Annotated in this window: 15 protein-coding genes; 10 read left to right on the top strand and 5 right to left on the bottom strand. The window is 68.2% G+C overall.

Translation table 11 applies throughout. From position 1 onward, the window contains the following. Positions 1-21 precede the first annotated feature (21 nt). Positions 22-2,100, top strand: a complete 2,079-nt coding sequence (gene fusA / locus ACFWFP_RS23795; RefSeq protein ID WP_379298463.1) for an elongation factor G — start codon at positions 22-24, stop codon at positions 2,098-2,100. Between the two features lie 45 nt (positions 2,101-2,145). On the opposite strand, the gene ACFWFP_RS23790 is transcribed toward fusA, so the two are convergent. Further along, a complete protein-coding gene (locus ACFWFP_RS23790; RefSeq protein WP_379298461.1) occupies positions 2,146-3,048 on the bottom strand; it encodes a helix-turn-helix transcriptional regulator in 903 nt (300 codons plus the stop codon). A gap of 103 nt (positions 3,049-3,151) precedes the next feature. Here ACFWFP_RS23790 and ACFWFP_RS23785 point away from each other — a divergent pair, with 103 nt between their 5' ends. Further along, positions 3,152-4,669: an MFS transporter gene (locus tag ACFWFP_RS23785; protein ID WP_379298459.1), complete on the top strand. Its 1,518-nt coding sequence runs from the start codon at positions 3,152-3,154 to the stop codon at positions 4,667-4,669. A 16-nt stretch (positions 4,670-4,685) separates the two neighbouring features. On the opposite strand, the gene ACFWFP_RS23780 is transcribed toward ACFWFP_RS23785, so the two are convergent. Both ACFWFP_RS23780 and ACFWFP_RS23775 read right to left on the bottom strand, forming a co-directional pair. Continuing rightward, positions 4,686-5,303 (bottom strand): TetR/AcrR family transcriptional regulator, encoded by a 618-nt coding sequence (locus tag ACFWFP_RS23780; RefSeq protein WP_379298457.1) that lies wholly within the window; start codon positions 5,301-5,303, stop codon positions 4,686-4,688. After that, entirely contained in the window at positions 5,303-5,659 is a 357-nt protein-coding gene (locus tag ACFWFP_RS23775; RefSeq protein ID WP_379298455.1) for an SPW repeat protein, read from the bottom strand. The genes ACFWFP_RS23780 and ACFWFP_RS23775 overlap by 1 nt, the downstream gene beginning before the upstream one ends. A gap of 219 nt (positions 5,660-5,878) precedes the next feature. Between ACFWFP_RS23775 and ACFWFP_RS23770 the strand changes: the two genes are divergently transcribed. From ACFWFP_RS23770 to ACFWFP_RS23760, 3 genes are all read left to right on the top strand, one after another. Beyond that, entirely contained in the window at positions 5,879-7,078 is a 1,200-nt protein-coding gene (locus ACFWFP_RS23770) for an NAD(P)/FAD-dependent oxidoreductase (protein WP_379298453.1), read from the top strand. A 160-nt stretch (positions 7,079-7,238) separates the two neighbouring features. Continuing rightward, positions 7,239-8,003, top strand: coding sequence for a glutamate racemase (locus ACFWFP_RS23765; RefSeq protein ID WP_379298451.1), 765 nt, complete (start codon positions 7,239-7,241; stop codon positions 8,001-8,003). Between the two features lie 126 nt (positions 8,004-8,129). Further along, positions 8,130-8,870, top strand: coding sequence for a DNA alkylation repair protein (locus ACFWFP_RS23760; protein ID WP_379298449.1), 741 nt, complete (start codon positions 8,130-8,132; stop codon positions 8,868-8,870). On the opposite strand, the gene ACFWFP_RS23755 is transcribed toward ACFWFP_RS23760, so the two are convergent. After that, the gene (locus ACFWFP_RS23755; protein WP_379298447.1) at positions 8,867-9,922 is read right to left on the bottom strand and encodes a 2Fe-2S iron-sulfur cluster-binding protein; all 1,056 of its coding nucleotides are present in this window, start codon (positions 9,920-9,922) and stop codon (positions 8,867-8,869) included. The two genes, ACFWFP_RS23760 and ACFWFP_RS23755, sit on opposite strands and share 4 nt — an antisense overlap. Positions 9,923-9,959: 37 nt before the next feature. Beyond that, the gene (mftR2, locus tag ACFWFP_RS23750) at positions 9,960-10,598 is read right to left on the bottom strand and encodes a mycofactocin system transcriptional regulator MftR2 (protein WP_379298445.1); all 639 of its coding nucleotides are present in this window, start codon (positions 10,596-10,598) and stop codon (positions 9,960-9,962) included. A 170-nt stretch (positions 10,599-10,768) separates the two neighbouring features. Between mftR2 and mftA the strand changes: the two genes are divergently transcribed. The 5 genes from mftA (at position 10,769) to ACFWFP_RS23725 (ending at position 16,900) form a co-directional block, all read left to right on the top strand. Beyond that, positions 10,769-10,873, top strand: coding sequence for a mycofactocin precursor MftA (gene mftA / locus ACFWFP_RS23745; protein WP_101468422.1), 105 nt, complete (start codon positions 10,769-10,771; stop codon positions 10,871-10,873). Between the two features lie 2 nt (positions 10,874-10,875). After that, positions 10,876-12,351: a mycofactocin radical SAM maturase gene (mftC, locus tag ACFWFP_RS23740; protein ID WP_379298895.1), complete on the top strand. Its 1,476-nt coding sequence runs from the start codon at positions 10,876-10,878 to the stop codon at positions 12,349-12,351. Positions 12,352-12,492: 141 nt separating this feature from the next. Continuing rightward, a complete protein-coding gene (gene mftF, locus ACFWFP_RS23735; protein ID WP_379298443.1) occupies positions 12,493-13,890 on the top strand; it encodes a mycofactocin biosynthesis glycosyltransferase MftF in 1,398 nt (465 codons plus the stop codon). Between the two features lie 10 nt (positions 13,891-13,900). Continuing rightward, positions 13,901-15,430 carry a GMC family oxidoreductase N-terminal domain-containing protein gene (locus ACFWFP_RS23730; protein ID WP_379298441.1) on the top strand — a complete coding sequence of 510 codons (1,530 nt, stop codon included), beginning with the start codon at positions 13,901-13,903 and terminating at the stop codon, positions 15,428-15,430. Between the two features lie 105 nt (positions 15,431-15,535). After that, the gene (locus ACFWFP_RS23725; RefSeq protein ID WP_379298439.1) at positions 15,536-16,900 is read left to right on the top strand and encodes a GAF domain-containing protein; all 1,365 of its coding nucleotides are present in this window, start codon (positions 15,536-15,538) and stop codon (positions 16,898-16,900) included. The last annotated feature ends 152 nt before the right edge of the window (positions 16,901-17,052 follow it).

The following is a 17,052-nucleotide window of genomic DNA, read 5'->3' as shown; positions in this document are numbered from 1 at the left end:
GAACCAGCCTGGGGGATTCCCATGACCAGAATCGATCTCGCCCGACTACGCAATATCGGCATCGCCGCCCACATCGACGCGGGTAAGACCACGACCACCGAACGGGTGCTGTTCTACACCGGTGTCACCCGGACGCTCGGCGAGGTGCACGACGGCACCGCGGTGATGGACCGGATGATCCAGGAGCGCGAACACGGCATCACGATCGCGGCGGCGGCGACCACCTGCTGGTGGAACGAGCACCAGATCACCATCCTCGACACCCCCGGCCACGTCGATTTCACCGTCGAGGTGGAGCGTTCGCTGCGGGTGCTCGACGGTGCGATCGCGGTGTTCGACGCCAAGGAGGGCGTGGAACCGCAGTCGGAGCAGGTGTGGCGGCAGGCCGACAAGTACGGCGTCCCGCGGATCTGTTTCGTGAACAAGATGGACAAGCTCGGTGCCGATTTCGCGTTCACCGTGCGGACCATCGCGCAGCGACTGCGGGTGCGCCCGTTGGTGATTCAGTTGCCGATCGGCTCCGAACGCGAGTTCGAAGGCATCATCGACCTGGTCGAGATGACCGCCGAGGTGTGGCGTGGAGACACCGACAGCGGTGCTCGCTTCGAGACGGTCGCGATTCCGGAAGACTTGCGTACCACAGCGTTCCAGCATCGTGATGCGCTGGAGGCGGCGGTCGCCGAGGCCGACGAGGACGTGCTGGAGCGCTACCTCGCGGGCAAGCCGATCACCGTCGACGTCCTGAAGGCCGCCATCCGGCGGCTGACGATCGACGGACAGGCCTACCCGGTCCTGTGCGGCTCGGCGCTGGCCAACATCGGCGTGCAGCCGCTGCTGGACGCCGTCGTCGACTACCTGCCGTCGCCACTGGATGTCGTTGCGGTGCACGGATTCTCCCCGGAGGGTGAGCACATCCACCGCGCGCCCGATGTCGCCGAGCCGTTCGCGGCCCTGGCGTTCAAGGTCGCGCTGCACCCGTTCTTCGGCAAGCTCGTCTACCTGCGGGTGTACTCCGGTACCGCCGAACCCGGTGCGACCGTGCTGAATTCGACCAATGGACGAAAGGAGCGTCTCGGCAAGCTGTTCCAGATGCATTCGAGCACCGAGATCGCCGTCGAGCGAGTGCAGGCCGGGCAGATCTGTGCCGTGATCGGCCTGAAGGCGACGGGAACCGGCGACACCCTGTGCGATCGGGCAGCCCCGGTCGTCCTGGAGTCGATGACCTTCCCCGACCCGGTACTCGCCGTCTCGATCGAACCGAGGACCCGCGCCGACCAGGACAAGCTGGGCACCGCCCTGGCTCGTCTGGCCGACGAGGACCCGACGTTCACCGTGCACGTCGACACCGAGACCGGTCAAACGGTCATCGGCGGCATGGGTGAGTTGCACCTGGAGATCCTGGTCGACCGGATGAAACGGGAGTTCCGGGTCGACGCCGACATCGGCGCCCCACGGGTGGCCTATCGCGAAACCATCACCGCGGCAGTCGATCTGTTCGAATACACCCACCGCAAGCAACAGGGTGGGCACGGGCAGTTCGCCAAGGTGGTGATCGCACTGGAACCACACGTGGCCGAGGACGACGCGATCTACGAATTCGAGAGCCGGGTCACCGGCGGGCGCGTACCGCGGGAGTACATCCCCGCGGTCGACGCGGGCGCGCAGGACGCGCTGCGCGTCGGCACACTCGCCGGCTTCCCCCTGGTGAACGTGAAGGTGACGCTGCTCGACGGCGCCGCCCACGTGCAGGATTCCTCGGAACTGGCGTTCCGTCTCGCGGGAGCGGCGGCGGTACGCGCGGCGCTCGCGCGAGCGAAGCCGGTCCTGCTCGAACCGGTGATGGCCGTGGAGGTCGTGACGCCGGAGGAGTACGTCGGCGAGGTGATCGGTGACCTCAATGCCCGTCGTGGCCGGGTCACCGACCTCACGGAACGGGGCGGCGCGCACATCATCCGCGCGCTGACCCCGCTCCAGGAGATGTTCGGCTACATCGGGGACCTACGCTCGAAAACCCGTGGCCGAGCGAACTACTCGATGGTGTTCGACTCCTACGCCCCGGTCCCGCCGGGTGCGGCCGAGTCGATCATCGCGGGTAGCTGATCGAAACCGGTGGCGTCGCGGGTGCGGCGTCACCGGTTCGCCGGCCTAGGTGCGGGTTTCGCCCGAGGTCTCGGAGTCGGCCATCGCCGGAAGTTCGCGCGCCCTGCTGGATCCGGTAGTCAGCAGGCGCAGCGCGTCCGCCGAACTCTCATCGCGCGCGGTGTAGACCTCGAGCCGGTGGTCGGGACTGTCGGGCTGCAACCACACCTGATAGTCGACATCCACGCGCCCCACCGTCGGATGACGCAGATCCATCGGCCCGACGGTGCAGTCGGCGACCTCCGCCCCGGCCCACAGTGTCGCGAAAGTCGTACTGCGCATGGCGAGTTCGCCGATCAGTTCGGCCAGACGCGCGTCGGTGGGATACCGTCCCGCGGTCAGCCGCAGGTAGCCCACGTGAATGCGGGCGAGCTCGTCCCAGTTGCGGTACAGATCCCTGGAAAGCGGATCGAGGAAGAACAGTCGCGGAATCGACGGACGCCGGGCGGGGTCGCCGGGCGCGGTGAAGTCGAGGTGCTCGCCGACGAGCGCGTGCCCGGCGTGATTCCAGGCGAGCACATCGCCACGGCGTCCGAGCACGACAGCGGGCATGGTGTCGCCGAGTGAGGCGAGCAGCGTGAGAACCCGCGGGTGTGGTTGTTCCGGTTCGGCCCGGACCAGGTGCGGGACGGCCGGTTGGCCTGCGAGGTTGTGCAGGTGGGCGGTTTCGGCGGGGTCGAGCCGCAGTACCCGGGCGATGGCGTCGATGACCTGCGCGGAAACGGTCCCGGCCTGATCTTGTTCGAGGCGCGTGTAGTAACCGGCGCTGACTCCGGCGAGCTGAGCGAGTTCTTCGCGGCGCAGGCCGGGGACGCGGCGGGTGACGCCGAAGGTGCGTAGGCCGATCCGTTCGGGGGTGGTTCGGTCGCGGCGGGACTTGAGGAACGTTCCGAGGCTTTCCAACTCCATCGTTCCGATCGTAGGCACCACCGGGTTGTCCTGCCTATCCCGGCCGGGTGTACCCACGTCAGGGGTCTGGTTGCCGCTCGCCCGCGATCGCAGGGTGGGGGACATGAATCGAATCGATATCGAGCTGCGGTCGTGGCTGGGTCTGCTGGTGGTGCTCGGCCCCGTACTGCTCGTCGCCATGGACGGCTCGGTGCTGTTCCTGGCCATGCCGGCCATCACCGACGCGCTGTCGCCCTCGGCCGACGAATCTCTCTGGATCCTGGACAGTTATGGCTTCGCGGTCGGCTCCCTGCTGATCGCGTTCGGCACCCTCGGCGACCGGTACGGCCGCAAACGCCTGCTGATGATCGGCGCGGCGATGTTCGGCCTCGGCTCGGTGGGGGCGGCCTTCGCCACGAGCCCCGAACTGCTGATCGCCTTCCGCGTGCTGATGGGCGTGGCCGGTGCGACGCTGTTGCCGTCGGCGCTCGCCGTACTCGGCACGCTGTTCACCGACCCGCGCCGCCGCGCGCAGGCCATCGGCATCTTCGCCGCGACCTTCGCCGCGGGTTTCGCGATCGGCCCGATCGTCGCCGGTCAGCTGCTGACCCGGTTCTGGTGGGGGTCGGTGCTGCTGATCAATGTGCCCGTGGTGCTGGTGTTCCTGGTGCTGGCGCCGATCCTGCTCGGTGAGGTGCGCGCGACCGGCCTCGGCCGCATCGACGTGGCGAGCGTGATCACCTCGGCGGCCGGATTGCTGGCAGCCATGTACGCGGTGAAACATGGTGCGGCGCAGGGTATTGCGACTTCGTCGGTGGCTGTCGGGCTGATCGGGGTGGCGCTGCTCGGATGGTTCGCCCGCAGGCAGGGGCTCATCGGCAACCCGCTCGTCGACTTCAGCCTGTTCCGCAACCGGGTCTTCACCATCGCGATCGTCACCGGATTCCTGCCCCTGGCGGCTTGGTCGGCGACCGCGTATCTGGCGGCGACCTACCTGCAATCCGTGCTCGGCAGGTCCATCGCCGACGCCGCGCTGCTCGCGGTTCCCGGCGCGCTCGTGCTCACCGTCGCCGCCGTCGTCACCCCGGCAGTTGTGGCCCGTATCGGCCGCTCGGCAGCGTTGATCACCGCCCACTTCACGATCGCGATCGGGCTGTCGCTGCTGTTGCCGACCAGCACCGGCGGCGGGGTCGGCTGGTATGTCGCCGCGACGGCGGTGGCGGGCATCGGCTACGGCATCTCGTTCAGCGTGGTCGCCGAGATCGCGGTCGCCGCGGTGCCGGCCGAACGGGCGGGCGCGGCGGCCGCGCTGGCCGAGACCGGCAACGAACTCGGCAACGCGCTCGGTATCGCCCTGTTCGGTTCGCTGGCCGCTGTCCTGTTCCGCGTCCACGGTCCGGGCCTCGCCCCGACCCTCGGCGAAACTGTGCACCTGCCCGGACTCACCCCCGCCGTACTCGACGACGCCCGCAGCGCCTTCGTCAGCGGACTGCACGTCGTCGCCGCCACCGCGGCCGTCCTGCACGGCGTCCTCGGTTCGGTGGCCCTGCGCGTTCTCCGTGGCGGGGCGCTCACCGCGGCGGAGGCGGCGCCGACCGGATCGCCCTCTCGTCGACGACGCCCGGTGGACAGCCGAGGCTGACGGACCGACCCGGCCTTCAGCCGAGGTGGGTCATGCCCGCCGCGACCACCTGGGCGACATTCATCAGGTCGTCGGTCGTGGGCACGGGCAGGCCGTCGAGGGCGTGCAGGCGGTCGGTGCTGGCGATGGCGAACATGGCGGAGACCCAGGCGGCGGCGCAGGCGTGCAGGGTGGCGGGGCGAACAGGGGCGGGGGTGCTGGCTTGCAGGACGTGAGCGGTCACGTCGAGGAGCTGATCGCGCAGGGCGCGCAGGGTGCGGCGCACGTCGGGATGGGTGTCGGCTTCGCGCCACATGATCACCCGCAGGACCGACGAGTGATGGTCGCGCAGGTTGATCGCGGTGTCGAGGTTGATCAGGCTGGCGGCCGGATCGCCGGGGCTCACCACGGTGGCGAGGTCGTCGATCGGGTGCTCGGGGACGCGTTCGCGCATGAGCGCGGACAGGATCGCGTTCTTGGTGGGGAAGTAGTAGAAGACCAGTCCTTTCGGCACGTCGGCGGCCGCGGCGACGGCCGCGGTCGGTGTCGCGTCGAAGCCCTGCGCGGCGAACAGGGTTTCGGCGGCATCCAGGATGAGTTGCCGGGCGTCGCCATCGCGTTTCGCGTTGCGGCGCCCGACTCGTCGGCCCGGCATCAGTGATGTGGAGCCATGTTGTGCAGGCGCTGGTTCATGGCAGGCAGCGCGGCGACCGCCACCACCGCCGTCACCACGCCGACCACCCATGCGGTCCAGGCCGCGCCGCCGTACGCGGTGAAGTCCATGGCCCACGGCGAGATGAACAGCAGCACGCCGAATACGCCCATCGCGTAGTCCGCGACGATCAGGTCGTCCCTGGCCATCTGGATCAGCCCGGTCGCGGCGATGAGTACGCCGAGCACGATGAGCGTCCAGCGGGCGTTGTCGTTGGTGTCGAGCCACAGGGGCGACAGTGCGGTGAATGCGCCGAGCACAACGGCGAGAAAGTCCTGTGCGCGACTGTTGGTGAACATGGGGAAACGCCTCCTCGTTGAGCCGAAAAATACCTCTGACCTCGGTCTACTCCTGATTGACCGCCCGGTCGACATCGGAAGCGGCACGGTTGTGTTGCGACGTGGGTGTCACAGGTGACCGGGCGCACTGGTACAAACATCTGGGGGCCGTAGTGGTCCGCGACACAGCAGAAACATGGCACGAGCGGTCAGCGACCGAGCATGCCGAGAGGACACAATATGAGCGCGCCCATCGTGATCGTCGGAGCGGGTCTGGCAGGCTTGCGCACGGCCGAGGAACTGCGTCGGGCGGGGTACGAGGGCGGGGTGCTGCTGCTCGGTGACGAGACGCGCCCGCCCTACGACCGTCCGCCGCTGTCGAAGCAGTTCGTGCGCGGCGAGACCGACGACACCACCCTTCGCCCGCCGGAGTTCTTCGCGGACAAGAACATCGAGCTGCGCCTCGGCACCGCCGTCACCGGTGTCGACACCGCCGCGCGCACCATCGCCCTGGCCGACGGCGTCACCATCGCCTACGACCAGCTGATCATCGCGACGGGTCTGCGTCCCCGCAGGCTGCCCGGTCTACCCCAGGTCGGGGGCGTGCATGTGCTGCGTGCCCACGAGGACGCCGAATCCCTGCGCGCCGAACTCGACGGTGCGAACCGGGCCCTGATCATCGGCGCCGGTTTCATCGGCTGCGAACTCGCCGCCAGCTTCCGCGCCGCCGGTGTCGACGTCACCCTCGTCGATCCCCAGCCGACCCCGCTGGCCTCGGTCCTCGGCGAGCGGGTCGGCGGCCTGGTGGCGCGTCTGCACCGCGACGAAGGCGTCGACCTGCGCTGCGGCGTCGGCGTCGACACCCTGCGTGCCGATGATGCGGGCCGGGTGCGTGGCGCGGTCTTCACCGACGGCACCGACATCGACGCCGACCTGGTCGTGGTCGGCGTGGGCTCGGTCCCCGTCACCGACTGGCTGGCCGAGTCCGGTATCGAGCTGGCCGACAGGTCCGCGGGCGGTGGCGTGCTCGCCGACGAGGTCGGACGCACCTCCGCCGACGCCGTCTGGGCGGTCGGCGATGTCGCCGCCTGGCAGCACGACTCCGGCGTCCGCAAGCGCGTCGAGCACTGGACCAGCGCGGGCGAGCAGGCAAAACTGCTGGTCACCGCCCTCCTCGGCGGCGCACCGCCCACCGTGGCCCGGGTACCGTATTTCTGGAGCGACCAGTACGACATCAAGATCCAGGCCCTCGGCACCCCCTCGCCCGACGACGACGTCACCGTGGTCACCGACGACGGCCGCAAGTTCCTCGCCTACTACTCCCGCGACGGCATCCTCACCGCCGTCCTCGGTGCGGGCCTGACCGCCCAGGTGATGAAACTGCGCGCCAAACTCGCCACCGCGACCCCGATCGCCGACCTCCTCACCGCCGCGGGCTGACCCGGCATCGGCCCGACCTCGGCGCAGCTCCGGGAAGCTGCGCCGAGGTCGGGAACGGCGACGCACCGTGGCCGTCGGTTCCGACGAGATCGAGGCGGCCAGATCCGGTGCGACTGTGGTCGCGAGGGGCCGATTCCCCGCCCTGTAATACGGTGTAGCGGTGATCGTCGCGCTCATCGATTCCGGCCTCGGCCTGTTGCCTACGGCCGCGTGGTTGCGCAAGCTGCGGCCCGATGTCGATCTGCTGCTGCTACTCGACCCCGATGGCGCGCCGTGGGGGCCCAAGCCTGAGCCGTGGGTGGTCGAGCGGGTCGTCGGCGCGGCGCGGCAGGCGGTCGAGTCGGGGGCCGAGGTGATCGTGCTGCCGTGCAATACCGCCAGTGTCACCGCGCTGGATCATGTTCGGGCCGAGGTGGGGGCGTCGGTGCCGGTGATCGGCACGGTTCCCGCTATCAAACCCGCTGCCGCGCAATGTAATTCGGTAGCAGTGTGGGCCACGGCCGCGACCACGGCAAGTCGCTACCAAGCCGATCTGATCGCCCGGTTCGGCGGTGACGCGAAGGTCGTGGGGGTGGCCTGCCATGGTCTGGCCGACGCGATCGACCGCGGTGACATCGCGGCGATCCGCGAGTCGATCGCCGATTCCGCCGCGCGCACCCCGGCCGACGTCGAGGGCGTGGTCCTCGGCTGCACCCACTACCCGCTGGTCATCGATGCCATCGTCGCGGCCCTGCCCGACGGTGTGCGCCTGTTCGACAGCGCCCAGGCAGTCGCCGCCCAAACCGTCCGCAAGATGGACGAACTCGGTCGCCCCGCCACCGGTACCGGCACCGTCACCGTCCGAACGAGCGGGCGGCCGGGCGAATTGCCCGCCGGCGCGGCGACATTCGAGTCCGGTCGACTCCTGGGCGCGCGCCCGGCGTGATCGGCCCCCGTGGCCGTTCGATCGAGGAGGACATCGAACCGGTGCGATGCGGCGGCGCAAGCCTGCGCCGGCATGTCACCGCACCGGTGTTGAATGCGGAGGGAATCCGCCGACCCGGAGGTGCGTGTGTCCGAGCTTCCCACCGCTGCGCAGGTGCGCAAGGCCCTCGCCGACCTGGCGAACCCCACTGACGCGCATCACCTGCAACGCTTCTTCAAGACCGGCCCCGGCGAATACGGCGAGGGCGACATCTTCCTCGGCATCCGTGTCCCCGTCACCAGGAAAGTGGCGAAACAGTTCCCCGCACTGCCGCTGTCGCAGATCGACGAACTCCTCGACAGCCCCCTCCACGAGGAACGCCTGGCCGCCCTGTTCATCCTCAACGCCCGCTTCGCGGCGGCATCGAAACCGCGTGCCCTCGACGACGAGGCCCGTCGGGCGATGGTCGATCTCTACCTGGCGGCCCTCCGGCGGGGCCGGGTCAACAACTGGGATCTGGTCGACGCCTCCGCCGAGAACATCATCGGCCCCTGGTTGCTCGACAGAGACCGTTCGCTGCTTTTCGAACTGGCCGAACAGGATTCGCTCTGGGAGCGCCGAGTGGCCCTGTTGTCGACGTTCGCGTTCATCAAGGCGGGCGACCCGAGCACCACCTTGGAACTCGCCGAGATCCTCCGGACCGACCGCCGAGATCTGATCCAGAAGGCGCTGGGGTGGATGTTGCGCGAAATCGGCAAGCGCGTCGACCAGACCGCACTCACCGATTTCCTGAACAGGAACGCACCCGAACTGGGCCGCACCGCGTTGAGCTACGCGACCGAACACCTCGACCCCGAGCAACGCGCCACCTATCGCGCCATGCGCTAGAACTGGATCCGCAACCGATCGGTCACCGGCCGCGCCTGGCAGCCGAGGATGTACCCGTTCTCGATGTCCTCGGGATCCAGGATCTCCGCATTGGCCATCTCCACTTTGCCTTCCAGCACGGTGCAGGCACACGACCCGCACTCGCCCTCCTGGCAGGAGTAGGGCACGTCGAGGCCCTTGTCGAGCATGATGTCGACCAGCGTCTGCTTGCGCGGCCACGACATCTCGTGCACCTGGCCGTCGAGCTCCACCTCGACCGTCGCCGCGTCGGCCGCGTCGGCCTCGGACACCTCGACGGGCGCGTGGTCGGCGAACGGATCGCCCGCGAGGGAGTTGAACACCTCGGCATGGGTCCGGTTCCGCGGTATCTCCAGCGAGGCCAGCGCGTCGTGCACCAGGTCCATGAACGGCTTCGGCCCGCACATGAACGCCTCGTAGGCGGTGTAGGGCCGGACCAGGGTGGCCAGCATGTCGGCGGTCGGCAGGCCGAGCAGCGGTTCGAGCCAGTGGATGACGGTGAGTCGCTGGGGATGCTTGCCGACGAGATCGCGGAGTTCGTCCGCGAAGATCACCGAGTTCGCGTCGCGGTTGGCGTAGACCAGCACGACCTTGCCCGAACCCTGCGACAGCGCCGACTTCAGGATCGACATCACCGGCGTGATCCCGCTACCCGCGCCGAACAGCAGCATGTCCTCGTCGAGGTCCTTGGGCGTGAACACGCCGGAGGGCGGCAGCACCTCGACCTCGTCGCCCGCGGCGAGGTTGTCGCACAGCCAGTTCGAGCCGTATCCGTCCACGGTGCGCTTGACGGTCACCTTCGGCAGGTCGTCGGTGAACGGTGAGCTGGCCAGCGAATAGCAGCGGGCGACCGATCCGGTTCGCTCGCTCGGGATGCGCAGCGTCAGGAACTGGCCGGGGGAGTAGGCGAAGCGCTCGCGGAGTTCGGCGGGCACCTCGAAGACCACGGAGTGGGTGTCGGCCGTTTCGGCGATCACCGCGGCTACTCGCAGCACCACTGAGCGCGAGCCGTGCGGAACCTCGACTGTGGTCATGTCGTCCTCTCGGGCAAAACTAGAACGTGTTTCAGTTTCATGCTAGGCCGCGACGCGCCTGCAGGGCAAGCTGCGCCTCGAGTCCGGCGACCAGCACCTCCATCCCGAAGTCGTAGGAGTACTTGCCGCGCAGGTCGGGCATGTACTTCGTGGCTCGGGCCACCGCCTCGGGCAGCAGCACGTCGGCCGGCGCGGAACGGTCGCGCGGGTTCACTCTGCTGCGGCCGAACAGGTAGGTGTGGATGGTCGCGTAGGCGGCCAGCACGTTGCGGTCGCTGAAGCCCGCGTCGAACAGGATCTCCATCACGGCCTCGATCAGGTCGAGCTGCTTGCCGAGCATCTGCTCGAGCAGGATGTCGCCCAGGCCGGGATGCGTGCGCAGTTTATCGTCTATCTGATCGATCAGATCGCGCAGGCGCTCCTGCCACGGACCGGACTCGGGCGAGGGCTTGCGCACCCCGACCAGCGCGGCGCTGGCGACCAGATCGAGTAGCTCGCGCTTGTCGGCCACGTAGTAGTACGGCGCCATCGGTGACACCCCGAGCTCGCGCGAGAGCCGCCGCATCGAGAGCTTTTCGACCCCGTCCTCGCGCACCACCTTGAGTGCCGCGTCGACGATCTCCGCTTCGGACAGAGTTGAACTCGCGCCACTGCCCGCCCCTCCGTGGTTACGCAAGCTTCCTCCTCCGGGCCATCGGCCCTTTTCCCGTCCCTGCCTCCGGAAGTCTAGAGGGGTTCGAAGCTGAGGGGGGTGGGGTGTGCTCAGAGAAAGATTTTCCGATTTCGCCCTTTATGGCAGTCACTGACGTTAAGGTCGAGGTGACCGGCAACACAATGGAGGTAGTCATGCCTGAGAACACCACGCCTGCGACCGTCGAATCCGACGAGGACCTGGTCACCGAGACGCTGATCGAAGAGGTCAGCATCGACGGCATGTGCGGCGTGTACTGACCATGCTCGATCTCGACACCCGTTGGACGCTGCACCCTCGGGTCTCGTTGCGCCCGGAATCCTTCGGCGCGCTGCTGTACCACTTCGGGACCCGCAAGCTCTCGTTCCTCAAGAGCCGCGATCTCGTCGACGTGGTCCGGTCGCTGCCCGCGCACTCCTCCGTGCGCGACGCACTGCGCGCCAAGGGCATCGACGCCTCCGACGCGCACGTCAAGGCACTCGCGCAGCTGGCCGACACCGACATGATCGTGGCATCGCCCGGCCCGGTCACCGCCGCGCCGGCAGCCTTGGCGGCGGGTGACGCCACCCAGGGCGGCAGGCTGATCGATCGTTTCGAATCGGGCCTCGCCGCACCGATCTGTCTCACCTGGGAACTCACCTACGCCTGCAATCTGTCGTGCGTGCACTGCCTGTCCTCGTCGGGCCGCCGCGACCCGAACGAACTGAGCACCGAGCAGTGCAAGGCGCTGATCGACGAGTTCGAGCGCATGCAGATCTTCTACGTCAACATCGGCGGCGGTGAACCGACTGTGCGCCCGGACTTCTGGGAACTGGTCGACTACGCCACCGCGCACAATGTGGGGGTCAAGTTCTCCACCAACGGCGTTCGCATCAACGAAGAGGTCGCCGCGCGCCTGGCGGCCAGCGACTACGTCGACGTGCAGATCTCTCTCGACGGCGCCGATGCCGAGGTCAACGATGCCGTGCGCGGCCCCGGCTCCTACGACACCGCGATCAAGGCGCTGTCGAACCTGGCCGCGGCCGGTTTCAAGGACGCGAAGCTCTCGGTCGTGGCCACCCGGCACAACATCTCCCAGCTCGACGAGTTCAAGGCCATCGCCGACAAATACGGCGCCACCTTGCGACTCACCCGCCTTCGCCCCTCGGGCCGTGGCGCGGACGTGTGGGACGACCTGCACCCGCTGCCCGAGCAGCAGCGCGAGCTCTACGACTGGCTCGTGGCCAACGGCGAGGGTGTCCTCACCGGCGACTCGTTCTTCCACCTGTCCGCGTTCGGCTCGGCCCTACCGGGTTTGAACATGTGCGGTGCGGGCCGGGTGGTCTGTCTGGTCGATCCGGTCGGCGACGTCTACGCCTGCCCGTTCGCCATCCACGACCGCTTCAAGGCCGGAAACATCGTCGCCGACGGTGGTTTCGAGGCGGTCTGGACCGACTCGGGGCTCTTCGCCGAACTGCGCGAACCGGTCGACGGTGGCGCGTGCACGAAGTGCTCGCACTACGACTCCTGCCGTGGTGGCTGCATGGCGGCGAAATTCTTCACCGGCCTGCCCGCCAACGGACCCGATCCCGAATGCGTGCAGGGCTACGGTGAAGCGGCATTGACAGCGCCGGGTCGCACCATTCCGCGTCCCGCCGTCGACCACTCGCGCCCGGTTCGCAGCCGAACCCGGGTGTCGCTGCCGCTGACCGTGAAGCGGCCACCGGCCAAGGCGTGCAACGAGAGTCCGCTCGGTTGAGTCGATTCCGGTTGCCGGAAGTGCGCTGCCGATCTTGTTGACGCGTCCGGCAACCGGTCACAGCGGTATTTCGAACAGACTTTGGTCCTTTTTTGTGGGGTGATGATGTCTGCGGGGCCAACTGCGCATAGCATGCGAGGAATGCGCCATGATCGTCTGCCCGACGGCTTCGGGGTACGGATCGATCCACGGGTACGCGCATTTTCCGGGGGTCGGATCCTGATCGGAGGATCGCCCGCACGGATGCTGCGCTTGGCCCCGGAGGCCGCCGAGTTGATCGGCGACGGATACCTGGAGGTGACCGACACCAAGTCCGCGATCGTCGCCCGCCGACTGCTCGATTCCGGCGTGGCCAACCCGCGCCCGCGGCTCGAACCGTCCCTCGACGACGTCACCGTCGTCATCCCGCTCTACAACAACGCGGACGGGCTGTTACGTCTGCTGGCGGTGCTGCGTGGGCACAACGTGATCGTCGTCGACGACGGCTCCGACGAGCCGGTCCGCATCCCGCCGCGACCGGGCCGCGGTCAGGTGACGGTGCTGCGGCACGAGAGCCCGCTCGGCCCCGCGGCCGCCCGCAATGCCGGATTGCGGGCGGCGACAACGGGCTTCGTCGCGTTCCTCGACTCCGATGTGGTGCCGCGCAGCGGGTGGCTCGAGGTCATGCTCGGACATTTCAGCGATCCGCAGGTCGCGCTGGTCGCGCCGCGCATCGTGGCCCTCGATTCCGAATCCAACGCGCTCGCCCGCTACGAACACACCCGCTCCTCACTCGACCTCGGCCGGCGCGAATCGGCGGTGCACGCGCGCGGCATCGTGTCGTATGTGCCGAGCGCGGCCCTGCTGGCCAGGCGCGCGGCGCTGCTCGGCGAGGGCGGATTCGACGAATCGATGCAGGTGGCCGAGGACGTCGACCTGTGCTGGCGGCTCGAACGCGCGGGCTGGCGGCTGCGCTACGAGCCCGCCGCGCACGTCGCCCACGATCACCGGGTGGCCTTCCGCGCCTGGTTCGGGCGAAAGTTGTTCTACGGCACCGGAGCGGCACCGCTCGGAAAACGGCACTCCGGCCTGGTGTCGCCGCTGTCGGTACCGACCTGGACCGTGCTGGCCAGTCTGCTGTTCGCGACGTTGTCGAAATGGGGTCTGCTCGGCGGACTCGTCACCCTCGCGATGGCCCTGGTTCGCCTGCGCCGGGTCTTCACCGAACTGGACAACCCGACCCGGATCGCGGCGGTCTACCTCGCGCGCGGCTATTTCGCCGGGATGTGGCGACTGGCTTCGGCGATGTGCCGGGACTATTGGCCGGTGACGCTGCTCGCGGTGATCGCCTCGAGCCGGATCCGCAAGATCGCCATCACGATGGCACTCGCCGACGGTCTCGCCGACTGGTTCACCCATCGCGACTCGGGCGGGCTCGACCCGGTCCGTTATGTGGCCTACAAGCGTCTCGACGACGTGGCCTACGGCACGGGTCTGTGGCTCGGCGTCCTCCGGGCGCGCAGTTTCGAGGCGCTCAAGCCGAGCGTGCCGCCCCGCTGAATACGACTGCGTGACGAGCACTCTCATCGTCGGAGCCGGGTCGGCGGGCTGCGTGCTCGCCGCCCGGCTCAGCGCCGATCCGGCGCGTTCGGTGCGCGTCTTCGAAGCCGGACCGGCGTTCCCGACAGTGGGAGAACTGCCCTTCGCCTTGCTCGACCCGGGGCATCTTCCGGTCGGTCCCGAGTCCCGGCTGGTGTGGCGGTACCCGGGAAACCTGGTGCGGGGCAAGCTGATCGGCGGCTCCGGTGCGATCAATGGAAGCTACTTCGTCCGCCCACCCGCCGCCGACTTCGCCGCCTGGAGTGCGGTCGCCGGTCCACGCTGGTCGTTCGACTCGATCCTTCCCGTCTTCTGCGACCTCGAAGACGACAAGGATTTCGGCTGGGCGCCCGGCCACGGCGCCGGCGGCCCCATCCCGATTTCGCGAACCCGCGACTTCACCGAATTCAGCGCCGAATTCGCGGAACGGTGCGAGGTCGCGGGATTCGCCGAAATTCCCGACCTCAATACGCCGAACGGATTCGAACAGCCGCGATCCAGGCCTGCCACAAGCCGCGGCTGCTTACCACAGCGACGCCCCCCGATCCTCGGATCCCCCGGAGTGCCCGACGTCGACCCGGCGAACTTCGCCGACATCGTCACGCGGTCAGGTGCGAACCCCGCCGATGGTTTCGGCCGAGTGCCGTTGACGGTGTCGGCCGGCCTCCGATCGGGGCCCGCTTTCACTCATCTTTATCCAGCGATGGACCGGCCCAATCTGACGGTCACCAGCGACACCATGGTGACCCGGCTACTGCTGCGCGGTACCCGGGTGATCGGTGTGGAGTGGGCGCGTGGTCGCGAGCGCGGGCGAACCTACGCTGATCACACGGTGTTGTGCGCGGGTGCGGTGGAGTCGGCCGCCCTGTTGATCAGATCCGGGATCGGCCCCGAACCGCTGCTGCGCTCACTCGGTGTGCCGATCGTGCGGCCCGCTCCGGTCGGCGCGTGGTGCTCCGATCACCCCGAGATCGGCGTCGAATTCCCCGACGGTGAGCCTGACGAGCCCTCGGTTCCGCTCGAATACGTTCTCGAAATCGGCGACCTCGAACTACGCCCGTACACCCAGATGTTCACGCCGGGTCTGCGCCGGGTGGGGGTCGCCCTGATGCACCCCGAGTCGTCCGGCGAGCTGACACTCGTCTCGACCGATCCCACCGTCCCGGCGCGCGTGGACCAGCGCTATCTGCGCGGCGAACGAGACCGCGCCCGCCTTCGCGACGGAGTAGCGCTCACCGCGGATCTGTTCGGTCGGCGAATCGGCCCCGTCGACGACGCCTGGCTGCACGCCAACCTGGGGACTTCGCAACATCTTTCCGGTACCTGCCGGATGGGCCCCGCGCGCGACGAGCGTGCGGTGGTCGACGAACAGGGTCGCGTGCACGGCATCGAGGCACTGACGGTCGCCGATCTGTCGGTCGTCCCGGTCCCGTTGCGGCGCGGTCCACAGGCCGCCACCGTGATGCTCGCCGCGTCCATAGCAGACCACATGGTCGTGTGACGAAGTGGCGATTGATACCACGATGTGACCTGCGGGACAAACCCAGACTTCTGGCGGTTGGCCCGATATCTGCCCGGTACAGTTTGTAGCGGGAAAGAAAGGCAAATGGTCAGCAATCTTGCAGGTGGGAGGCCCCCACGGCAGGCATCGGAGTCGGGCGCTCAGCTCGGAGCTCTGGAAGCCTATGCCGCACAGGCCCATGGATTTCTCAGTGCCGGTGGTGAACAGCTTACCCAGCTGGCCGGTCTTCTACGTCCGCTCGTTCTCGAATCATGGCTGCGCAGTGTGCGCGGTGGTGTCGACCCGACGGACGTCATCGACGGTCGCGGACTGCGCGGCGCCGATCTGGAGCGTTATCGCGACGCCCACCCTATCGCCGCGCTCATGCCGCTGATCGACAAACTGCTGGTCCAGGACGCGTCGCAGGCCGGATTGATCGTGACCGTGGCCGACCAGTTCGGTCGGGTGCTGTCGGTGCACGGGCATCCGGAGCAGGTCGCCGCGGCTGCCGAGATCGGCGTACGCGAGGGCGACGATCTCAGCGAGCGCCGGATCGGCACCAATGCCGTCGGCCTCGTGGTGCGCACCGGGCGCGCCACCTGGATCCACGGACCCGAACATTTCCTGCATCGGATGCACCAGATCACCGGCGCCGCGGCCCCCGTGCACGATCCGGACGGCCGTCTGATCGGCGTTCTGATGATTGCCGGCGGGATGCGGGTGGCCAAGCCTGAAATTCTCGCCTTGGTCAAAGCCGCCGCGACCGCGGCCGAGATGGACCTGGTACTACGGGCCATGCGCGCGAGTCACGGCATCAAGGTGCCGGCCGCGGCGAACCGCGACGACCCGGGCCAGGCCAAGCTCGGCCTGGACGTCTTGGGTCTGGGTCAACCTCAGTTGAGCATCGCGGGGGAGCGGATGTCGCTCTCGCAGCGCCATGCCGAGATTCTGCTCTTGCTCACCGAGCATCCCGAAGGTCTCGGCGCCGATCACCTGGCGCTGCTGCTCGACGACACCGATCTGGACAACGGCACGATCCGCGCGGCGATGTCGCGGCTGCGGTCGGTGATCGGGGCCTCGGTCGTCGGTTCGCGCCCATACCGTCTACGCGTCCATGTCGCAACCGATGTGGAGGAGCTGCGGGCCGCACTCGACTCCGGTGATACCGCATCCGCATTGAACTTGTACGCGGGTCCGGTACTGCCGCGCTCCTCGGCTCCCGGCATTTGCGACATCCGCGACGAGCTGCGAGTCCGATTGCGGACCGCCGTGCTCGCCGCCCCCGACGCCGCCGTGCTGCGCCGATGGACGTCGTGCCCGGAAGGTCGCGACGATGCCGCAGCGTGGGCCGCCTATCGGTCGACCGTCGATCGTGATTCGCCGCTGTATGCGCAGATAGAAGCCAAGATCCGGGTGCTCGACCGGCGCATCGGCGCCGATGCAACGCAGATGCAACGTTTCGGCTCATAGTGTCCCGGTCTGAAGGTGTGGTGGCTCACATACGGATGGCCGATGTGTTGGAGCACACACTCATGCCCTTGTCGTGGGTACCCATCGGTACAGACTGGACGACTGACCGATTTTTTTAGCGGAAAAAGTTTCTTTTTATTAACTGAGGGCCT

This window comes from Nocardia sp. NPDC060249 (assembly GCF_042728755.1).
Classification (GTDB): Bacteria; Actinomycetota; Actinomycetes; order Mycobacteriales; family Mycobacteriaceae; genus Nocardia.
This window is presented reverse-complemented; position numbering and strand designations above follow the sequence as displayed.

What these genes read in the sequence shown, in the direction of transcription:
- fusA (WP_379298463.1), top strand. Translation starts at nt 22, where the DNA reads ATGACCAGAATCGATCTCGCCCGACTACGCAATATCGGCATCGCCGCC.
- ACFWFP_RS23790 (WP_379298461.1), bottom strand. Translation starts at nt 3,048, where the DNA reads ATGGAGTTGGAAAGCCTCGGAACGTTCCTCAAGTCCCGCCGCGACCGA.
- ACFWFP_RS23785 (WP_379298459.1), top strand. Translation starts at nt 3,152, where the DNA reads ATGAATCGAATCGATATCGAGCTGCGGTCGTGGCTGGGTCTGCTGGTG.
- ACFWFP_RS23780 (WP_379298457.1), bottom strand. Translation starts at nt 5,303, where the DNA reads ATGCCGGGCCGACGAGTCGGGCGCCGCAACGCGAAACGCGATGGCGAC.
- ACFWFP_RS23775 (WP_379298455.1), bottom strand. Translation starts at nt 5,659, where the DNA reads ATGTTCACCAACAGTCGCGCACAGGACTTTCTCGCCGTTGTGCTCGGC.
- ACFWFP_RS23770 (WP_379298453.1), top strand. Translation starts at nt 5,879, where the DNA reads ATGAGCGCGCCCATCGTGATCGTCGGAGCGGGTCTGGCAGGCTTGCGC.
- ACFWFP_RS23755 (WP_379298447.1), bottom strand. Translation starts at nt 9,922, where the DNA reads ATGACCACAGTCGAGGTTCCGCACGGCTCGCGCTCAGTGGTGCTGCGA.
- mftA (WP_101468422.1), top strand. Translation starts at nt 10,769, where the DNA reads ATGCCTGAGAACACCACGCCTGCGACCGTCGAATCCGACGAGGACCTG.
- mftC (WP_379298895.1), top strand. Translation starts at nt 10,876, where the DNA reads ATGCTCGATCTCGACACCCGTTGGACGCTGCACCCTCGGGTCTCGTTG.
- mftF (WP_379298443.1), top strand. Translation starts at nt 12,493, where the DNA reads ATGCGCCATGATCGTCTGCCCGACGGCTTCGGGGTACGGATCGATCCA.
- ACFWFP_RS23725 (WP_379298439.1), top strand. Translation starts at nt 15,536, where the DNA reads ATGGTCAGCAATCTTGCAGGTGGGAGGCCCCCACGGCAGGCATCGGAG.